Raw genomic sequence first — 18,489 nt, 5'->3', positions numbered from 1 at the left:
TGGTGTTGGAATGTGGAAACGGTTTTTAGTCATTTACTTTAGTGTAGTTCTCATTTTGACAGGCTGTGCAACGTCAAAGATTGTAGACGATGTCATGCTTGTACGTATTATTACTTATGATCTTATTGAAGACAATAAATTACTTATGAAGATTTCAGTGCCGATATTTAAAAACCCACAGTCAACAGATGTCGAATTGTTTGAAGCAAAAACAGGCATGAGCAAAATTGGCAAGAAGTTAATGAATTTTGAAGCACCGAGTCCGGTTGTTGGTGGTCAAGTTGCTGTAGCTTTGTATGGAGAAGCGTTAGCTCGAAGAGGAATATATGATTTAGTGGATACTCTCCACCGGGATGCTTCAATTGGAAATAGAATAAAGCTTGCTGTTACAAAAGGAAGCGCAACTGAGCTTTTAAGTAAAAGCTTAGATTCTGTTGGTCAGCGTCCAGGGATGTATATCGAAAATTTAATTCTTCAAAATGAAAAAAAAGAAAGTTTGCCCGAGACCAACCTTCATTTATTTATGAAATATTATTATAGTGTTGGAAGGGATCCTTATCTGCCAATAATAGACAAAGAAAGCGGGCATGCAAAAATCACCGGTATCGCCTTATTTAAAAAGGACAAGCTTGTGAAAGAAGTGCTGCTGAAAGATTTATTTATTTTACGCATGTTAATCGGAGAAAAGTATAAAAGTGGAAGTTTTGAAGTGTCTTTGGAAGATAAAGAAGAGCAATCAATCGAATACGAAGAAAGCGTTGTACTTATTGAAAATATTCGCTCAAAAACGAAAACGAAAGTCACGATAAAAAGTAACGAGCCAACCATCAAATTAAACGTTCAGTTATTGGGCACTGTAACGGAACTTAAAGATGGAGGAAATTTAAAAAATGCCCAAACCATTCGAAAAATTGAACGCTTGGCAGAACGGCGAATCGAGCAGAGAGCTCATTCTTTAATCAATGAACTTAAAGAGTCACATGTTGACCCTGCAGGATTTGGTAATCATGTGAAAAACCATTGGAGAGAATGGGATGAAAAGAAATGGGAAGAAATCTATCCTAAGTTAAAAGTAGATGTGCAGGCAAATGTAAAAATCGTAAGCTCAGGAATTATTGAATAAATAAGGGTGCCATATTAAATGGCAGCCTTCCTTTTTGTGGTTTTTTCGTTATAATAACAAGGTGAAACTTTTTAAGTACATAGACGACAAATGTTAGAGAGCGGGAGGTACCAAGGGATGAGGGAGTTATTCCAACAGATATATGAGCGGTATCACCAAGATTTGTTTCGGTTTATCTTTTATATGGTTAAAAACCGAGAACAAACAGAAGATCTCGTTCAAGAAGTATATATAAAAGTATTAAAATCATATGACCGCTTTGAAGGTAAAAGCAGTGAAAAGACATGGCTGTTTTCAATTGCAAAGCATGTCACCATTGATTGGTTTCGAAAACAGAAACGCAGGAATATCGCTGATGGTATGGATGACGAACTGATTCATGCGATGATTGATGATGATTCGCCACTGCCTGAGGAGATTGCTGTCTTAAATGAGGAAATTCAACAAGTCTATGCTTGCTTGAAAACCTGCACAGACGACCAACGTATGGTAATTGTGCTACGCTTTTTACAATCCTTTTCCATTGCGGAAACTGCAGAGGTATTAGGCTGGACAGAAAGCAAAGTGAAAACAACACAGCATCGTGCAATGAAAGCATTGAAGACATGCATGCATGATGTGTTAAGTAAGGGTGGGATGCCACATGCCTAGAAAAACATATGATGACCAACAACTTGAAAGCTTGTTGAAACAGCTCCCAAAGGTTGAAGACAAACGAAGTGCTGATGAGATCTATGCCCAGCTTTCAAATAAACTTGATGAGAACCCTTCTGAGTCATACACGTCAAAAAGAAAAAAGAAATACACTTGGCTGTATCCATCAATTGCAGCAGCAGTGGCCGTAGTATTGCTAGCCATTCTCGTTCCCTCTCTTATGAAGAACACAAGCAATATTGAAATGGGATTGGAACAAGCAGCTGAAGATCGTACAGCTTCCGAAGAAGAGCTAGAAGAACATGCAGAAATTGCAGAAGCGCCAAAAGCATTTGATAAAGGTACCTCTGAGGAAAAGAATTCGATGGCTCGTTCCCAATTTGCGATCGAAAGTGCGATATTACCAAGTCATACGTTAAATGTTATTCCACCAAAACAAAAGCTTGTTGTTAAAACATTAATTGATCAAAATCTTCAATATGTCGTACCTATCGCAAAGACCGTTCCTGAGGATGCACCTTTGGACCAAGCTCTGAATGAATTTGATGTCACAAATGATGAAGCAGACCAACGCTTTTCTTCAGAATTTCTAGAAGACGTGACATTCAAACAAACGAGTAAGACGGTTATGCAAGTAACCTTAACACGGGAACATCCCGTTTTAACAAATTCAGGAAGTACAGGAGAATATCTCTTTATCGAAACATTAAAAGAAATGTTTACACCGCTTCCTATTACAACGCTAGAATTAAGGACTGAAGATGTTCCGGGTGTCGACTTTGCTCACTACGGACCGATGAGCTCACTTGATGTTAAACAGGAGCCCCGGAAGTATTACGTAACAGAAGGCAGTGGTGCTGGAGAAAGGCCTTATCTTGCCTCATTACCAGCAGACTCAAACTCTACACTATTAGAAACCTTACAGGAAATAGAAGAAAAACCGATAGAACAAACATTAGCTTCACCATTTCCACAAGGAGTAACAGTTGATAGCGTCGAGGGGGAGAAGCAAGGGGAAATTGTCTCAATCACATTTACAAATCGAAAAAGCTTAGAAAACAGCGAAAAAACAATTCTTTTATTAGAATCTGTACTAATGACAGCCAAATCATACGGCTATAAACAAGTTCAATTTAAGCAAATGCCATTTAAGATGATTGGAAATTACAACCTTACAAAACCAATCCCAGTCCCGTACGCAGCAAACCAATTATAAGAAAAGCGGAGGCGCTTTGCTCAGGGGCGACAAGCATAAGGCAAAAAGCGGAGGAGGCTGATTTTTGCCTCTGCAGCAGTTTGCCTTATGCCCTCGAGCCCCTAAGCGCCGCAGCTAGACATCAAAGGAACGCAGGCTAAGAACGTCACGTCCTATGACAACGCCTGCACTAGCACATCCTGTGCGTCGAAAGCGGAGGAGGTTGATTTTTGCCTCTGCAGCAGTTTGCCTTATGCCCTCGAGCCCCTAAGCGCCGCAGCTAGACATCAAAGGAACGCAGGCTAAGAACGTCACGTCCTATGACAACGCCTGCACTAGCACATCCTGTGCGTCGAAAGCGGAGGAGGCTGATTTTTGCCTCTGCAGCAGTTTGCCTTATGCCCTCGAGCCCCTAAGCGCCACAGCTGGACATCAAAGGAACGCTGGCTAAGAGCGTCACGTCCTGTGACAACGCCTGCACTAGCACATCCTGTGCGTCGAAAGGCGTTTAGGCTGTCCGCTTGCTATTAAAAAACTCGGAAGCAGGTATCTGCTTCCGAGTTTTTGCTGTTTTACAATTCGATTCGTTTAATTGAAACAATATCTTCAACGTTGCTTAGTTCGTTATATACTTCATCAGATGCTGGTTTATCAAATGAAAGCATCATGATGGCTTCACCGCCAGCTTCTTTACGGCCTACTTGCATTGTTGCAATGTTTACTTTATGTTCACCAAGGATGAAACCAACTTTACCGATTACCCCAGGACGGTCAGTGTGCTGGATGTACAGCAGGCTGCCGTTTGGATAGAAATCGATATCGAATCCGTTCATATTTACGATACGTGGACCATACTCGCGTACATATGTACCTTGGATCGTAAAAGTTGTATCTTCTCCATGAACAATTGCTGTGATTGAGTTTGAATAGCCGTTTGTTTCACTTGTGACTTTTTCGCCGTATACAATGCCACGTTGCTTTGTGACAGCCGATGCGTTTACTTCGTTTACAGGAGTGTCAACACGTGGACGAAGGAAGCCAGCAAGTAATGTACGTGTTAAAATCGTTGTATCTAAGTCAGCAATCTTACCGCCATACTGAAGTTCAATTTCTTTAACTGGAATTTGCATGCATTGTGATGCGAGAGAACCCATGCTGCTTGCAAGCTCATAATATGGCTGGATTTTTTGGTATACTTCTTTTGAAAGAGTCGGTAAGTTAAGTGAGTTCTTAACTGGCTGACCTTGTAAGAATTGTAGAACTTCATCAGCAACTTGTGCTGCTACGTTAAGCTGAGCTTCTACTGTAGAAGCACCAAGGTGTGGTGTTGTGATAATTTGATCAAGCTCTAACAAACGATTATTTGTCGGTGGCTCGGTTACAAATACATCAAGAGCTGCTCCAGCAACGTGTCCGCTTTCAACGTAATCAGCAAGTGCTTCTTCATCGATAATACCACCGCGCGCACAGTTAATCAGATAAACACCTTTTTTCGTTTTTCCGATTGTTTCATGGTTTAATAGCCCTTTTGTTTCTTTTGTTAATGGTGTATGTACAGTAATAATATCTGCCTCAGTAAGAAGCGTCTCCAATTCAACAGAAGAAACACCGAGCTTTTCAGCACGAGCATGTGTTAAGAATGGATCAAATACGTACACAGACATTCCGAATGCTTTAGCGCGCTTTGCTAATTCACCACCGATACGGCCCATTCCGACGATACCTAGTGTTTTTTCATTTAACTCAGTACCTTGATACTTTTTGCGTTCCCATTTGCCATCTTTCACAGATTTCACTGCTTGTGGGATGTTACGCATTAATGATGCCATCATAGCAAAAGTATGTTCAGCAGTTGAAATTGTGTTTCCATCTGGAGCATTAATGACAACGATACCGCGAGTAGTGGCTGCATCCACATCGATGTTATCGACACCAACACCGGCGCGGGCTACAATTTTTAATTTCGTCATTTGGTCAAGCAGTTCTTCTGTAACTTTTGTACCACTTCGTACAAGCAGTGCATCAAATTCTGCAAGTTCACCTTGTACTTCGTCTACTTTCTTTTGTACGACTTCAACTTCGTCACTTGCTAGAAGAGGAGCTAGGCCTTCTTCACTCATTGTGTCAGAAACCAAAATTTTGTACATCTTTCTACCCCTTTATCGCGTTAATTTTTTGATAATTTAACACACTGTCTTACACACTGTCAATCTGCAAAATACGAACGTTTTTAAATGTAAGCGTTTTATTTGTTTGTATTTCAGCTATTAATTAATTTTCGAAAACATTATGGCAATTTTGACAACGTTTTCAACCTAAAGAAAAAACAGACCGAAAAATCGATCTGTTTCAAACTTTATTTGTTGTTTGCATAACGCTCGATGCATTCATCAATTAATTTTCCAGCAGCTTCTGGACCTTCCCAGTCACCGATTTCACATGTTTTACCTTGAAGGTCTTTGTATGTTCTGAAGAAGTGAGCAATCTCCTTCAATGTATGTTCTGGCACATCATCAAGTGTATGTACATCTGCAAAACGAGGATCTTCAACAGGAACTGCAAGAAGCTTTTGATCTTCTTCGCCGCTGTCAATCATGTTTAAGAAACCAATTACTCGTGCATCGATTACGCAACCAGGGAACGTAGGGTTTGTTACCATAACAAGAATATCAAGTGGATCACCATCAAGAGCTAACGTATCTTCAAGATATCCGTACTCAGCAGGATAGAACTGCGGAGAGAAAAGAACGCGGTCTAGTTTGAAGACACCTTTTTCTTTGTCAAATTCATATTTGTTTTGGCTGCCAGTTGGAATTTCAATAAATGCTTCAACAACTTTGTTTTCATAAGCCATGCAAAACGCCTCCTCTTAATAGATATGTATACCGCAATCTATTATAGCAAGTTTCTACAAAGTATAAAAGCTATCGATTTAAAGTGACATGTAAATGGTACCAGTTTGTAAGAGGATGAAACTTTTCGAAAAAAACGTTCGTCTATGTTAAAGAAAAAGTAAAGCACTGTCAGACTTGGAAAAATGACTAAAAAATAGACGAATTTAAAGAGGGGGGCTTTTGATGAGGAAATGGATTAGGTTGCTTGCTAGCTTGGCGGTTATCTTTTTATTATTTCAAACAACTGTTTTTGCAGAAAAAGAACAATCAATAAAAATGCAAGTCGAAAGTGGAATTGATGGAAAGGCGAAGCGTGAGAAGGGGTTTCCAGTTACAATCACGTTAACAAATGAAGGAAATGACTTTTCAGGGGAGCTTCTTATCACCGTCAGTCCGACATACCAATCAGCTGGAAATATTGTACTTCCAGTCGAACTAGCAAAAGGGACGACGAAAAAAATTGAAACGACGATTCCTGGTGATAATGAGCAGTTTAGTCATTTAAGTACAACTTCAGATTTTAAGCAATTACGTTTATACGAAGGGAATCATCGAAATGGTAAGCTGATTGCTGCAAAAGAACAAATCTTACCGCGTATTCTCCAAGATGATACAACAACGATCGGGGTATGGAGTGGACAGGCAGATGCTTTAAACTATTTGAAAGTGATTAATTTATATGGAAATAGCGCTGTTTTTTCTTTAAAGAAAGAAATCTTTCCAGGTGCTGGAGAAGGACTAGAGACACTTGATTTCATTGTTCTCAATCAAGTTAATCCTTCTGAGTTGAGTGAGGAAGAGCAGAACGCTTTGAAAGAATGGATTGCACAAGGCGGGCAATTGATTATTGGCAGTGAAGCAGGCATGGAACAAAAATATGGCTCACTACAAAATATCCTACCAATGAAAAATGTGGAAACAAACACAGTAAGCTCACTTCAAGCACTAGAAACTGTTGCAACGCAGCAAATGCCAAGCGGAGATTATACAGTATACGAAGGAACATTAGGTGAAGGAACAAAGGTCCTTTACGAGAGTAATGGTATTCCTCTTGTCATACAAAAGAAGTTAGGATTAGGTGCTGTAACGCAAGTAAACTATAATATCGCCAATCCTGTTATTAACCAGTGGAGTGGAAATGAAAAATGGTGGGAGACACTCCTGCAAAACCTTCATACAAATCACATGAATCAACGTTACAATCAGCATTTTTATGAAATGCAAGATGCTTCACAGTTTTTCAAGACCTTTTCAAACTTGTCTTTCCCGCTGATTATCGTTGCTTTTATTATCTATACGATTGTGGTTGCTCCTGCGCTTTATATCGGGTTGAAAAAATTTGATAAGCGCGAATGGGCATGGGTCGTTATTCCGTGTGTCGCTCTTGTGACAAGTGTTGGGATCTTCTTATTTGGTGCATCAGAGCGGCTACATATTCGTGCAAATGAAGTATCTATCTTGTCTCTAGATGGACAAGGAAATGGAGTCGGTGCAGGTGCTGTTGGAATGTTTACAAATGGAGCGGGGCACTATGACATGAACATTGTGAATGAGAATAGTGTGCTTCAAACAGGCCGACCTGTTCCGCATCGTGTTCGGACAATGAATTCGCCTGAACAGCTTGAAGACTTTGCTTTTATCGAAAGAACCAGTAATGGGTATAAGACGACTTTTGAGGATGTTGAATTCTGGTCAATCCGTTCACAAGAATATAACATTCCACTGCAACAGATTGGTAAGTTTGATACAGCGCTAACCTTGAAAAATGGCAAAGCAGAAGGAAGTATCGCAAACAGCTTGCCGATGTCTTTTGAGCAAGTATATCTTATGACAGGCTCTCATTATTATGAAATTGGACCATTAGAGAAAGACGGAAAGAAAGATTTTTCTTTCTCTATTAAGGGAAATGAAAGTCAATTTTTCAGTAAGCCATTAAGCAGTACAGCGGTAAGTCTCTTTCCAAACGTCAATCGATATGGTCAGCAAGACATATCTGTCGAGGAACGCAAGAAATTCACACTAACGGAAGGCGCATTTCAACGAAGAATGTATGCTGATGATGGTGATGGTCCGCTTCTTGTTGCGTATTCCTCTTCTCCTTTAGTTTCAGTTGAAATCGATGGGAAAGAGGTGAAACGGGAGAACACGCATCTTGTTACGCAACCGGTTGAGATGGATGTAGAGTATGAAGGTGATTTTACTGTTCGTAATGAATCCTTAACCCCTTCAATTACGCCTATTAATGGTCAAGTTCTCTTTAACGGATTGATGTCAGGCGAAAAGTTCTTACACCTTGAGCAAGGAACATATGAGATTTCCTATCAACTTCCTAACTTCGGAGATAGCAGTAAGGTAGCATTTAAGCAGCTGAAAGTACGCTACCCAAAACTTGCAAATAGTGTTGGTTATACCATTTACAATAAAAATACAGATGCGTATGAACCGTTGGATGACAATACTCATTCACATGTTTTTACTGATAAAGCCGCTCAGTATATTACAAACAATGGTCAAGTGAAGTTACGGCTTGAACAACGAAATAAGCAGGATGAGGTCCAACTCCCATTTGTTACGGTAGAAGGGACGATTGCACAATGATTGAAATTAAAAACTTAACAAAAAAATATGGGTCATTCACAGCTTTAAAAGGGTTAAACCTATCAATTAAACAAGGTATTGTATTTGGATTTGTAGGGCCGAATGGAGCAGGAAAATCAACGACTTTTTCAATTCTTGCTACGCTTTTGGCTCCCACATCTGGTGAAGCCTACGTGGATGGTGTCAGTGTTATCGACAATCCGAAAGAAATTCGCAGCAAGATTGGTTATATGCCTGATTTCTTTGGGGTGTATGATCAATTTAAAGTACATGAATATTTAGACTTTTACGGTGCGAGCTATCGCATAGGAAAACAAGAGCGTCAACAATTAATGACACAGTTATTGGATTTAGTTGATTTGTCTGATAAACGTGATACCTATGTTGATTCACTGTCACGCGGGATGAAGCAGCGGCTTTGTCTTGCCCGTTCACTAATTCATGACCCACAGGTACTTATTCTTGACGAGCCTGCATCTGGCCTTGACCCGCGGGCGCGAATTGAGATGCGGGAAATCATTAAAGAATTAAAGAGTATGGATAAAACGATTCTCATTTCCTCACATATCCTTCCAGAATTAGCGGAAATGTGTGATGAAATTGGGGTAATTGAAAATGGTGAACTAGCTGTACATGGCTCTGTCAGGGAGATTCAGCAAGCATTGCAAGCGGATAAAATCTTAATTGTTACGCTTCACGCAAAGGTGGAAGAAGCGATTCGTTTCTTTGAAGATAATCCACATGTGTCAAACTTAGTTCGTGATAACGTAGAACCGAACACGATCCATTTTGGATTTGCTGGTACAGATGAAGAGCAAGTAAAGCTGTTAGGGGAAGCGATTCAAACTGGTTTGCCGATTTTAAATTTCCAACAGCGTATTACAGATTTAGAGGATGTCTTTTTAGAAATTACTAAGGGGGGCGTATGATGGCGAAAAGTGCACTTATGAGATGGGTGATTAACCCTGTCTTAAATAAAGAAATAAAATTGCGAATGCGCTCATTTAAAAGCTTTATCGGTATTTTCTTTTATCTAGCGGCGCTTGGCTTGATTGCCCTTGGTTTTATCTATATATCCACTCAAAATCAAACAGGGTTTATTCGTCCAGAAGAAAGCCGAATGATGTTTCACGTTCTTTCCTATGCTCAGCTCGGGTTGATTTTATTTATGACGCCAGGATTAACTGCAGGGGTTATAAGCGGAGAGCGTGAACGACAAACTTTAAATATTTTGTTAACGACAGAGCAGTCATCAAGCTCCATTATCATTAGCAAACTCTTTTCTTCGTTATCTTTCTTAACCCTAATGATCTTTGCTTCACTGCCACTGTACAGCATTGTGTTTTTATTCGGTGGTGTGTCACCATTATTAATTTTAAAAACATTTTTGTTGTATTTGATGACAATAATTACAGTAGGAAGTATCGGTGTTTTTTATTCAACGATTATTCGAAAAACAATTATTTCAATGATTGCCTCCTACGGGACAGCAATGTTTCTTGTGTTTGGCACATTATTTATTACGATGCTTAGTATGATGAGCGTTAATACCGGGTTAAATCAGCAACAAACGACAATAATCCCATATTTAATGCTCATGCTGAACCCAGGTGCAGTGTTATTTCAATCTGTTGAGCCGTATGCAATGAATGAAATACAGAAAGCAGCAGGGTGGACATTTCCTCTTACTTACAGTTTCTTTATTTCTTACACCGTTATTGCTGTCGTTATGCTTCTGTTAAGCATTCGAAAGCTTCGACCAAATATGAAGAAAGGACGAAAAGCATGAATGAAAAACTTCAATTTCATTCGTACCTACAAGTCGTCAAGCGAAAAATAAAGCGCGAACAAGGGCTTTTATTCATTCAATGGGCATTGCCGCTAATTGCGGCAGCCTGGCTTTTGTTCAGTGGCATACGCTTCTTCATTCCAATTCCCTTCTTATTTGAAAAGGTGCTCTTTACTAGTGGAATTCTATTATTTATTCTCATCACCTTCATCATTTCCCGGAAAATAACTGCACAAGAAGCAGCGAGGCGTATTGATGAATATGGGAGCAATGATGAAGCTTCAACAGCACTAGAATTTATAGAACAGGATGCTCGCTTTGTACGAATTCAAAGGGAGCAGGCACTTCGACAAATTCAGCAAGTTTGGACTGAAGTAAAGCAAGAAAGACGTTACAAACCGCATAAAAAGGCACTTTATATTGGAAGTATCCTTGTTGGAATCGCACTTCTCTTAACTGCCATTCCAAGTATGTATGATGAACAGGCCCAACAGCTAGAGACAGAACAAAAACTTGTTAAGGATAAGAAGGACGAAATCAAACAACTCACTAAGAAAGAAAAACTGACAGATGAACAAACAAAAGAAGCTTTAAAGCAGCTGCAAAAACAAATAGAGGACAACAAAAAAGCGAAAGAAATGCTAGAGGAGATGCTGCAAACAGAAGAACAGCTAAAGCAGCAACGACTTCAACAGCAAGAAACATTAAATCAGTTAAATAACATCAAAAAGGCTTTAACTAAAGGAGAACAACAAGGCACAGCCCAAGCATTAAAGCAATTGTCAAAGGAAGAGCAACAGCTATTGAAAGACCTTCAAGACCATTCAGACAAGGCAATTGAAAAGCTTCTAGATGAAGAACAGAAAAAGCTACAACAAAGCTTGCAAGAAAACGCTCAAGTGGCCAGTCAAATGCAGGCAATGTCCAGCTCACTCAATCAACAGATGACAGCAAGTGGCCTTTCGAATTCAAATTACGCATCAGCTCAAGGGTCATCATCGAATTCCTCATCTCGCCAAAACACACAACAGCAAACGAACAACAATAACAGCAGTTCAAATTCTTCATCAAGTAGCAGCCAATCAAACCCAAGTGGACAAAGCAATCAAGCTGGAAATAACGGTAATGGGCAGGGCAGTAACCGTTCAGGAAACAACGGTAGTCAAGGGAGCGATGGCAATGGTCAAGGCGGAAGCAGTCAAGGAAAAGGTGGTTCAAATGCAGGAAGCGGAGCGGGTTCACGTAACTTACTGACAACGCCAGATAAGCTAAATGGAAAAGAGAGTTTTCAACAAGATACAGACAAGAATGCGAAAACAGATGAAGGGGTCGTTGAAAAGACACCAAACTCACCTGCTATAAAAGGCACAACGCGAAATTATCAAACGATTATTGGGGATTACGAACAACAGTATCGAGAAAGCACAGAGAAGCTTCAGCTGCCACCGCAGCTTGAAGAAGGTGTCAAAAACTATTTCACTGATTTGAAGCAAGAGGGGGATTCGTAATAATGGAAATTGAAACAGAAATCGGTCAACTATCAGAACAAATTGAAGCTGTTCGTTCGGAAATTTCCAAACAAATCGTTGGACAGCACGAAGTAGTTGAACAGTTGCTTTGGACCATTTTTGCAGGAGGACATGCCTTGCTTGAAGGGCTTCCAGGGGTCGGAAAAACGCAATTAATTCGAACGATTAGCGATATCTGTTCGTTAAAATTTTCGCGTATTCAATTTACGCCTGATTTAATGCCTTCTGATATAACAGGAACGATGATGATTGAGCCTGATACTTCAGGAAAGCAAGGCTTTGTATTTCATCATGGCCCTGTCTTTTCAAATATTGTGCTTGCAGATGAAATTAACCGGGCAACACCGAAAACACAAAGTGCCTTGTTAGAAGCAATGTCAGAGCAAACGGTAAGCGTTATGGGTGAAATGAAGGAGCTGCCATCTCCATTTTTCGTTCTTGCAACGCAAAATCCATTGGAGCTTGAAGGGACTTACCCACTTCCTGAAGCACAAATGGACCGCTTTCTCTTAAAGATTTTTGTCGGCTATCCGTCAAAGGAAGAATTAAAAGAAATTATTCACCGCACAACTAGCTTAGTTACACCTTCGCTTGAAAAGGTTGCTGAGGCTGATTTCATAACGAAGGTACAAACATTTAGTAAAGAAGTTCTTGTTTCTGAAACGGTATTAGATGCAGCAGTAAAGTTGATTACCGCAACACATCCTGATGAACAGCACGCACCAGAGCTTGTTCGCAAATATGTCAATTACGGGTCAGGACCGCGCGGGCTTCAATCCTTAATTCGAATTGCCAAAGTTAGAGCACTTTTAAATGGTCGTGTTCATTTGGCAATTGGTGATTTGAAAACGTGTGCAAAGCCTGTTCTTCGTCATCGCTTGTTTTTGAATTTTGAAGGTGAAGCAGAAAACATTTCAGCAGATGTCATTATCGATGAGATTATCCAGGGGATTTCGTAATGGACTGGATGCATGAAGGGTTTTTGCAAAAGCTCAGTCGCTTCAAACTGCTGCACGGCGTTTCAGCAGCAAGTATTCAGCAAGGAAACCGCCGCTCGAAAAATTACGGTACATCAATGGAGTTTGCTGATTTTAGAGCCTATACACCCGGAGATGACTTACGCCAAATCGACTGGAATGCCTTTGCTCGGACAAACAAGCATTATATCAAACGGTTTGTAAATGAGTCTGAGCTTGAAGTGGCGATTTATTTAGACTGCTCGAAATCCATGAGCTTTTATTCTGAGAAGTGGAAACGTGCTAGACAGCTTGCAGCCGCATTTGCTTTTCTTGCTTTAAATCAAGAGGATAGGGCTTCTTTTATCCCGCTCAGCTCCACAACATCCCCTTTGCCGCTAAGAAAGGGAAAGCATCAGCTCGCCTCTTTTTTAAAAGCGATAGATGCTGTGCGTTCGGCTGAAATGTCATTATCTAGTGCGTTGCAAGCTGAAGCGTTAAAGAAAGAACGCCGCCAAGTTCGAGTTGTGATAAGCGATTACTTCGAGCCACTCGAACATTGCTATGAATCATTGAAGCGTCTGCAGCAAAAAAGTACAACAATGCTTCTTATTCAAATACTTGACGAGGAAGAACTTGCGCCAAGTTTGAGTGGTGAGTATAAGTTAACTGATGCTGAAACAATGTTTGAAAAGGAAGTAGCCGTCCAGAAGCATGTGCTTGCGCAATATGATGAACGGCTTGAAGCACACAGTGAAGCACTTCGAAACTTTGCTTCTTCAAGAGGGATTCAATTTATTCGCTGTAGTGCCAGTAACTCATTTGAACAATTATTGGGTAATCAATTGCGTCGTGCGGGATGGATTAAGTGAGGTGAGAAGATGACATTCCTGACACCATGGGCATTTACATTGCTTAGCTTATTAGCTGTACTGATTGTATTTTATTTATTTAAGCAAAAGTATGAACCGAAAAAGATTTCGACAACGTTTCTTTGGGAACAAGTGATCCGTAACCAAGAGGCAACGAAATGGAATAGCAAGCTTGTCCAACAGCTCCTCTTTTATTTACAGGCCTTGATTATTCTACTGCTCGTTTTAGCGCTTACCCGCCCCTTTCTAATGACAGAAGAGCAGTTTGCAAGTAAAGAAGTGTATGTCGTTGATACATCTGCCTCAATGCTTGCAGCTACGAACAGCCAGGCACGGTTTGAGGAAATTAAGCAACAGATGAAAGGTCGTTTGGAGAAGATGGGAGCCAATACAGAAGTGTCACTTATCGCTGCGAATGCATCACCTCAGCTGCTCGTGTCTAGTAGTAAGAGTCGTGAAGCGATTTCCGCGCTTGAAGACTTACCTCTTTCCTATCAATCTGCTAATCTGACCGATAGTATTCAGCTTGCCCAAAGCATGTTAGCTGATGAGGGTGGTGTTGTTCATGTTTATACAGATCAGCTCTCAGAAGAGAAAGTTGAGGAAATGAACCTTACTGTACCATTGTATGTTCACAACAGAGAAACGGTAGTGCAGAACGTAGGTATTACATCATTTGGAGTGAGCCCTGCTGATGATGAATCTAAAGTCAATGCACTTGTGTCCTTACATGAGCCTGTCAAGCAAGAAAGCGGCCTGCCAGTTACGATTTCGGCAAATGGTGAGGTGTTGAAGGAGCTTGTCATCCCTCAGCATGAAATGAACAGCTTAATCCGTAATCTACCAAAGAAAGCGAATTATGAAGCAACTATTTCACAAGATGATGATTACAAATTGGATAATACAGCATACACCTATCCAGCCGAACAGAGAAAGCCAGTAATTTATGCGCTTGGTGATGTATCCTCCTTTTATTTAAAAGCATTACAGGCACAAGGCCATGAAGTTGTACGAACGAATCAAGCTGAGCAAACCGATGAACAAGAAGGCATTTATCTTATTGAAAACTTGCCTGCAAGTGAATGGCCAAACGGTCCGAAAATTGTCGTTAACCCAAAAGCTGGAGGGCCATTTGAAGTAGGAAAGGAAGTAGAGCTTGTATATCAAGTGAAGCAAAGTGAATCAAGCTCTTTGCTACGTTATGTAGAGATGGAAAGTGTCTATGTAAGAAAAGCGCGGCTATTAGGAAGCTTAAATAACTTGAAGCCAGTTGTAACAAGTGGAGAGACGCCACTGATTGCTTTTGGGAATTATCAAGGCGATAAAATGCTCTTAATTGCTTTTAATCTTAGCAACAGTGATTGGCCGCTTTCACCGAGCTTTCCAATTCTTCTGCAAAATACAGTTGAAGAGATGATACAGCAATATGGAAACATTGGAAACGTGACACCAGGAGAAATAGTTGATGTGCAGCTCCATTCAAATACACAGTCGATCTATATTCGAAATGATGCTGGAAAGCTTGTTGCAAGTGCAACAGCCGGAGGCGAGCTCTACTTTCCGAACAAACCAGGATTATATACATTTGAGGAGCAGGCTGAAGGGAAGAGTTATACAAGAACATTTATTATTCAACCAAACGAAGCAGAAATGTTTTTTGCAGAACAGCTGTCATTTCAAATGAATCATACTGATAAGCAGATGACAGAGCAAGGAAAATATGAATGGTGGCCGTACTTAGCGTTACTTGCATTGGTTGTGCTGCTTGTGGAAATGGAGGTGTATCGTCATCGCTTTTCAAATCGATAATCCAGTCTTTCTTATCCTATTAGTTTTGGTGGCGGTAATGTTACTTCGTTTTCACAGGAGCCATGTAAGGGGGAAGAACCCTCGGTTATTTCTCGCTATCAGGTCTTTCGTGTTTGTACTGATTATTTTAGCACTTGCAGGCTTTCACACCTTACTGCCGATTGACCATACATCAACAGTGTTTGTCGTCGACCGTTCAAGCAGTGTGAATGAACAAGAGGCAGTACAATTTGTAAATGATGCAATGCAGGTGATGGAAAAGGACGATGAAGCAGGGGTCGTTCTTGTCGGGAAACAAAGTGTAATCGAAAAGCCTCTAACGACACAAAAATCACCGCTTCAACAATTTACTGGAGATATTAATAAAAATTACACAAACCTTGCGTCTGGTTTGCAGTTGGCGTCTGGAATGCTTTCAAATGAAAAACGCGGAAAGGTTGTTTTACTAACTGATGGGAATGAAAACATTGGTGATGTTCGTAAGCAGGTTAAGGTACTTAAGCAGCAAGGCATTCCAGTTGATGTAAAGGCAATGAACGCCTCATCACCTGATGATGTTCTCCTTACAGACTTTTCAGTGCCGCAGGAAGCGAACCTTGGCGAAAAAGTGATGATGAAGCTCCGCGTAAAAAGCACATACGAAACAAATGCTACATTAACAATTTATGAAAATGAACAATCAATCGCAGAGCAAGCAATCCGCATTCAAGAAGGGGTCCAATCCTTTTCCTTGCCACATGTAATTACAAAAAGCGGCTTTCGTACGTATCGGGCAGAGCTTACAGCAGAAGCTGACATGGTTATTCAAAATAATGAAGCAGAAGCATTTTTGTATGCAAAGGGAGTACCGAAAATTTTAGTCGTTGAAGGAGAAAAGAAGGCAGCAGTTAACCTTACATCCGCATTACAGGCTTCAAACGCAGATGTTGATGTGATTCAGCCGGCCCTTCTTCCGTCTGAGTTAAGCGGATATTTAAACTATCAATCGATTATTTTTGCAAATGTTTCAGCCCCAGATGTGCCAGAAGGGAAAATGACATTAATTAAACAAGCTGTCCAGCATTTTGGGCGTGGGTTTGTTATGACTGGCGGAGAGCAGAGCTTCGGCCTTGGTGGATATGTGAAAACACCAATTGAGGAAATCCTGCCAGTTAAGATGGATTTAGAAGGGAAAAAGAAAATCCCGCCGGTTGGGTTAGCGATCGTCCTTGATAAGTCAGGCAGTATGGAAGGGCAGAAGATTCGTCTTGCCAGAGAAGCGGCAGCTCGTTCTGTAGAGCTGCTTCGAGAAGAAGATATCGTTCATGTGACAGCGTTTGATGGTGAAGTGATGGAAGTGATTCCTTCACAGCAGGCATCAGAGAAAGCTGAAATTGCGAAAAAGATTCGCTCTATTCCTGCTGGTGGAGGAACGAGCATTTATCCGGCGCTTGAGCTGGCAGTTAGTCGGTTAGAAGCGCTTGATGTGAAAAGGAAGCACCTCATTCTCCTAACAGATGGACAATCTTCACAGGATGGCAATTATGGGCTCTTAATTGAACAGGCACGTGAACAGGGGATTACCCTCTCGACGGTAGCCCTTGGTCGTGATGCGGACTTAAACTTACTTGAAAGCCTTGCAGATAGTGGTGGAGGACGTTTTTATGATGTACTTGATGAGTCAACGATTCCGAGTATTTTTTCACGGGAAACAATGCTGATGACTCGCACGTTTATTCAAGACAATCCATTTTATCCAAGGTTGGTACACGGCTATGAGTGGCAAGCGACATTAGGAAAAGCGTTGCCGCAAATGAATGCATACATTGCAACGACTCCGAAAGCCCGCGCCCAACAAATACTATTAAGTGAGGAAAAAGATCCTGTGCTGATGCGCTGGCAGTATGGACTTGGAAGAACCGTTGCCTGGACAAGTGACGTAAGCGGAAAATGGGCTGGAAGCTGGGTGAACTGGAGTCATTGGGGCGCTTTTTCGAATGAGCTTGTGAAATGGACGTTTCCGTCATATGAAAACAGTAGTGTCTTTATGACGAAGGAACAGGATGGTCAGGCTGTTTCTGTTCATTTAGAAAAACCAAATGATTTGTTTTCTGCTGTAGACGTATCGATCATAAGTGGAGAAGGAAATGAAGTGGAGCATCAGCTAAGGCGCACCTCACCAAATGAAACGACAGTAAGGTTTAATGCGGCTAAGCCTGGTGTGTATTATCTACAAATGCAGGAAACAGAAGGAGAAGGTAAAGCGTCTTCTTTCCAAACAGGCATTGTTGTCCCGTATTCACAGGAATATAACCTCGAAACAAAAGATCAACAATTATTAAAAGATATTGCGACCATTAGTAATGGCACAATGATTGAATCAGCCAAAGAATGGGATGCTAGTGCGAACGTTCCGGTGCGTTGGCAGAAAGCTTCGTTATTTTGGTTTTTACTCCTTATTGCACTCTTTTTGTTTATGATAGATGTGGCTGTACGTCGTTTTCAATTCCCTTTCCACCTTTTCCGAAGGTTTAAAGGTAAGGCGAGCTCCAAACAGAGTACTCCGACTGTGAAATCATCGCCTTCTCCGAGACGAGAACGGCTGGAAAGAAAGCCGGCTAAAAAGGAGCAGGCAGAACAACAGCCTCCTTCTAACCAACATAATGACCGAATGAAACGGTTGCTTGAGGCAAAGGAGAGAAGGAGAAAATAAATAAAAGCCCTTGCTCATTTGGCAAGGGCTTGAAATTATTCTTATTCGAATTTTGTTGCGTCACCGTCGAATGGCTCTTCAGCGATTTTGATTGAATCTGTTGGGCAACCTTCGAATGCATCTTCCATATCTTCTTCAAGAACTTCTGGAATTTCAACGATACCTTGGTTATCGTCAAGTGTTACGAATGCGATACCTTCATCATCGTAATCATAAATATCTGGTGCTGCTGCCCCGCATGCTCCACATGCGATACAAGTCTCTTTGTCAACGATTGTGTACTTTGCCATGAATAAGTAACCTCCCGTGAAATATAAGAAATTTTCAAACAATGATAGCTCTTCCTATGATGTTGCCCCTTAACCTGTCTGATAGGTG

At 40.9% G+C, this 18,489-nt stretch carries 14 protein-coding genes; 11 read left to right on the top strand and 3 right to left on the bottom strand.

Annotated features, from left to right (window positions below; translation table 11 throughout):
- Nucleotides 1-10 precede the first annotated feature (10 nt).
- The 3 genes from LC040_09765 (at nucleotide 11) to LC040_09755 (ending at nucleotide 2,993) form a co-directional block, all read left to right on the top strand.
- A complete protein-coding gene (locus tag LC040_09765) occupies nucleotides 11-1,123 on the top strand; it encodes a Ger(x)C family spore germination protein (GenBank protein ID WLR53149.1) in 1,113 nt (370 codons plus the stop codon).
- Nucleotides 1,124-1,240: 117 nt separating this feature from the next.
- Nucleotides 1,241-1,774 carry an RNA polymerase sigma factor SigX gene (gene sigX / locus LC040_09760; protein ID WLR53148.1) on the top strand — a complete coding sequence of 178 codons (534 nt, stop codon included), beginning with the start codon at nucleotides 1,241-1,243 and terminating at the stop codon, nucleotides 1,772-1,774.
- On the top strand, nucleotides 1,767-2,993 hold the full coding sequence (locus LC040_09755; GenBank protein ID WLR53147.1) for a hypothetical protein: 1,227 nt from the start codon (nucleotides 1,767-1,769) through the stop codon (nucleotides 2,991-2,993). Before sigX ends, LC040_09755 begins: the two co-directional genes overlap by 8 nt.
- 551 nt (nucleotides 2,994-3,544) lie before the next feature.
- Here LC040_09755 and serA read toward each other — a convergent pair.
- Both serA and LC040_09745 read right to left on the bottom strand, forming a co-directional pair.
- Complete coding sequence (gene serA, locus LC040_09750; protein WLR53146.1) at nucleotides 3,545-5,119, bottom strand: phosphoglycerate dehydrogenase; 1,575 nt, start codon at nucleotides 5,117-5,119, stop codon at nucleotides 3,545-3,547.
- A gap of 209 nt (nucleotides 5,120-5,328) precedes the next feature.
- Nucleotides 5,329-5,826 carry an inorganic diphosphatase gene (locus LC040_09745; GenBank protein WLR53145.1) on the bottom strand — a complete coding sequence of 166 codons (498 nt, stop codon included), beginning with the start codon at nucleotides 5,824-5,826 and terminating at the stop codon, nucleotides 5,329-5,331.
- Nucleotides 5,827-6,049: 223 nt separating this feature from the next.
- Between LC040_09745 and LC040_09740 the strand changes: the two genes are divergently transcribed.
- The 8 genes from LC040_09740 to LC040_09705 all read left to right on the top strand — a co-directional run bounded on the left by LC040_09740 (nucleotide 6,050) and on the right by LC040_09705 (nucleotide 18,111).
- Nucleotides 6,050-8,464 carry a hypothetical protein gene (locus LC040_09740; protein WLR53144.1) on the top strand — a complete coding sequence of 805 codons (2,415 nt, stop codon included), beginning with the start codon at nucleotides 6,050-6,052 and terminating at the stop codon, nucleotides 8,462-8,464.
- Nucleotides 8,461-9,393: an ABC transporter ATP-binding protein gene (locus tag LC040_09735; protein ID WLR53143.1), complete on the top strand. Its 933-nt coding sequence runs from the start codon at nucleotides 8,461-8,463 to the stop codon at nucleotides 9,391-9,393. The genes LC040_09740 and LC040_09735 overlap by 4 nt, the downstream gene beginning before the upstream one ends.
- Nucleotides 9,390-10,253: an ABC transporter permease gene (locus tag LC040_09730; GenBank protein WLR53142.1), complete on the top strand. Its 864-nt coding sequence runs from the start codon at nucleotides 9,390-9,392 to the stop codon at nucleotides 10,251-10,253. The genes LC040_09735 and LC040_09730 overlap by 4 nt, the downstream gene beginning before the upstream one ends.
- Entirely contained in the window at nucleotides 10,250-11,761 is a 1,512-nt protein-coding gene (locus LC040_09725) for a hypothetical protein (GenBank protein ID WLR53141.1), read from the top strand. The genes LC040_09730 and LC040_09725 overlap by 4 nt, the downstream gene beginning before the upstream one ends.
- A gap of 2 nt (nucleotides 11,762-11,763) precedes the next feature.
- Nucleotides 11,764-12,741 (top strand): MoxR family ATPase, encoded by a 978-nt coding sequence (locus LC040_09720; GenBank protein WLR53140.1) that lies wholly within the window; start codon nucleotides 11,764-11,766, stop codon nucleotides 12,739-12,741.
- Nucleotides 12,741-13,610 carry a DUF58 domain-containing protein gene (locus LC040_09715; protein WLR53139.1) on the top strand — a complete coding sequence of 290 codons (870 nt, stop codon included), beginning with the start codon at nucleotides 12,741-12,743 and terminating at the stop codon, nucleotides 13,608-13,610. Before LC040_09720 ends, LC040_09715 begins: the two co-directional genes overlap by 1 nt.
- Before the next feature lie 9 nt (nucleotides 13,611-13,619).
- Nucleotides 13,620-15,419 (top strand): BatA and WFA domain-containing protein, encoded by a 1,800-nt coding sequence (locus tag LC040_09710; GenBank protein WLR53138.1) that lies wholly within the window; start codon nucleotides 13,620-13,622, stop codon nucleotides 15,417-15,419.
- A gap of 109 nt (nucleotides 15,420-15,528) precedes the next feature.
- Nucleotides 15,529-18,111: a VWA domain-containing protein gene (locus LC040_09705; GenBank protein ID WLR53137.1), complete on the top strand. Its 2,583-nt coding sequence runs from the start codon at nucleotides 15,529-15,531 to the stop codon at nucleotides 18,109-18,111.
- A gap of 41 nt (nucleotides 18,112-18,152) precedes the next feature.
- On the opposite strand, the gene LC040_09700 is transcribed toward LC040_09705, so the two are convergent.
- Nucleotides 18,153-18,401, bottom strand: coding sequence for a ferredoxin (locus tag LC040_09700; protein WLR53136.1), 249 nt, complete (start codon nucleotides 18,399-18,401; stop codon nucleotides 18,153-18,155).
- Between the last annotated feature and the right edge of the window lie 88 nt (nucleotides 18,402-18,489).

The organism is Bacillus tianshenii, assembly GCA_020524525.2.
Lineage (GTDB): Bacteria > Bacillota > Bacilli > Bacillales > Bacillaceae_N > Bacillus_AV.
Note: the sequence above shows the minus strand (reverse complement) of the source record. Positions and strands in the feature narration are given on the sequence as shown.

Bases quoted from the DNA above. Each gene is read 5' to 3' on its own strand.
- LC040_09765 (WLR53149.1), top strand. From the start codon at position 11: ATGTGGAAACGGTTTTTAGTCATTTACTTTAGTGTAGTTCTCATTTTG.
- sigX (WLR53148.1), top strand. From the start codon at position 1,241: ATGAGGGAGTTATTCCAACAGATATATGAGCGGTATCACCAAGATTTG.
- LC040_09755 (WLR53147.1), top strand. From the start codon at position 1,767: ATGCCTAGAAAAACATATGATGACCAACAACTTGAAAGCTTGTTGAAA.
- serA (WLR53146.1), bottom strand. From the start codon at position 5,119: ATGTACAAAATTTTGGTTTCTGACACAATGAGTGAAGAAGGCCTAGCT.
- LC040_09745 (WLR53145.1), bottom strand. From the start codon at position 5,826: ATGGCTTATGAAAACAAAGTTGTTGAAGCATTTATTGAAATTCCAACT.
- LC040_09740 (WLR53144.1), top strand. From the start codon at position 6,050: ATGAGGAAATGGATTAGGTTGCTTGCTAGCTTGGCGGTTATCTTTTTA.
- LC040_09735 (WLR53143.1), top strand. From the start codon at position 8,461: ATGATTGAAATTAAAAACTTAACAAAAAAATATGGGTCATTCACAGCT.
- LC040_09730 (WLR53142.1), top strand. From the start codon at position 9,390: ATGATGGCGAAAAGTGCACTTATGAGATGGGTGATTAACCCTGTCTTA.
- LC040_09725 (WLR53141.1), top strand. From the start codon at position 10,250: ATGAATGAAAAACTTCAATTTCATTCGTACCTACAAGTCGTCAAGCGA.
- LC040_09720 (WLR53140.1), top strand. From the start codon at position 11,764: ATGGAAATTGAAACAGAAATCGGTCAACTATCAGAACAAATTGAAGCT.
- LC040_09715 (WLR53139.1), top strand. From the start codon at position 12,741: ATGGACTGGATGCATGAAGGGTTTTTGCAAAAGCTCAGTCGCTTCAAA.
- LC040_09710 (WLR53138.1), top strand. From the start codon at position 13,620: ATGACATTCCTGACACCATGGGCATTTACATTGCTTAGCTTATTAGCT.
- LC040_09700 (WLR53136.1), bottom strand. From the start codon at position 18,401: ATGGCAAAGTACACAATCGTTGACAAAGAGACTTGTATCGCATGTGGA.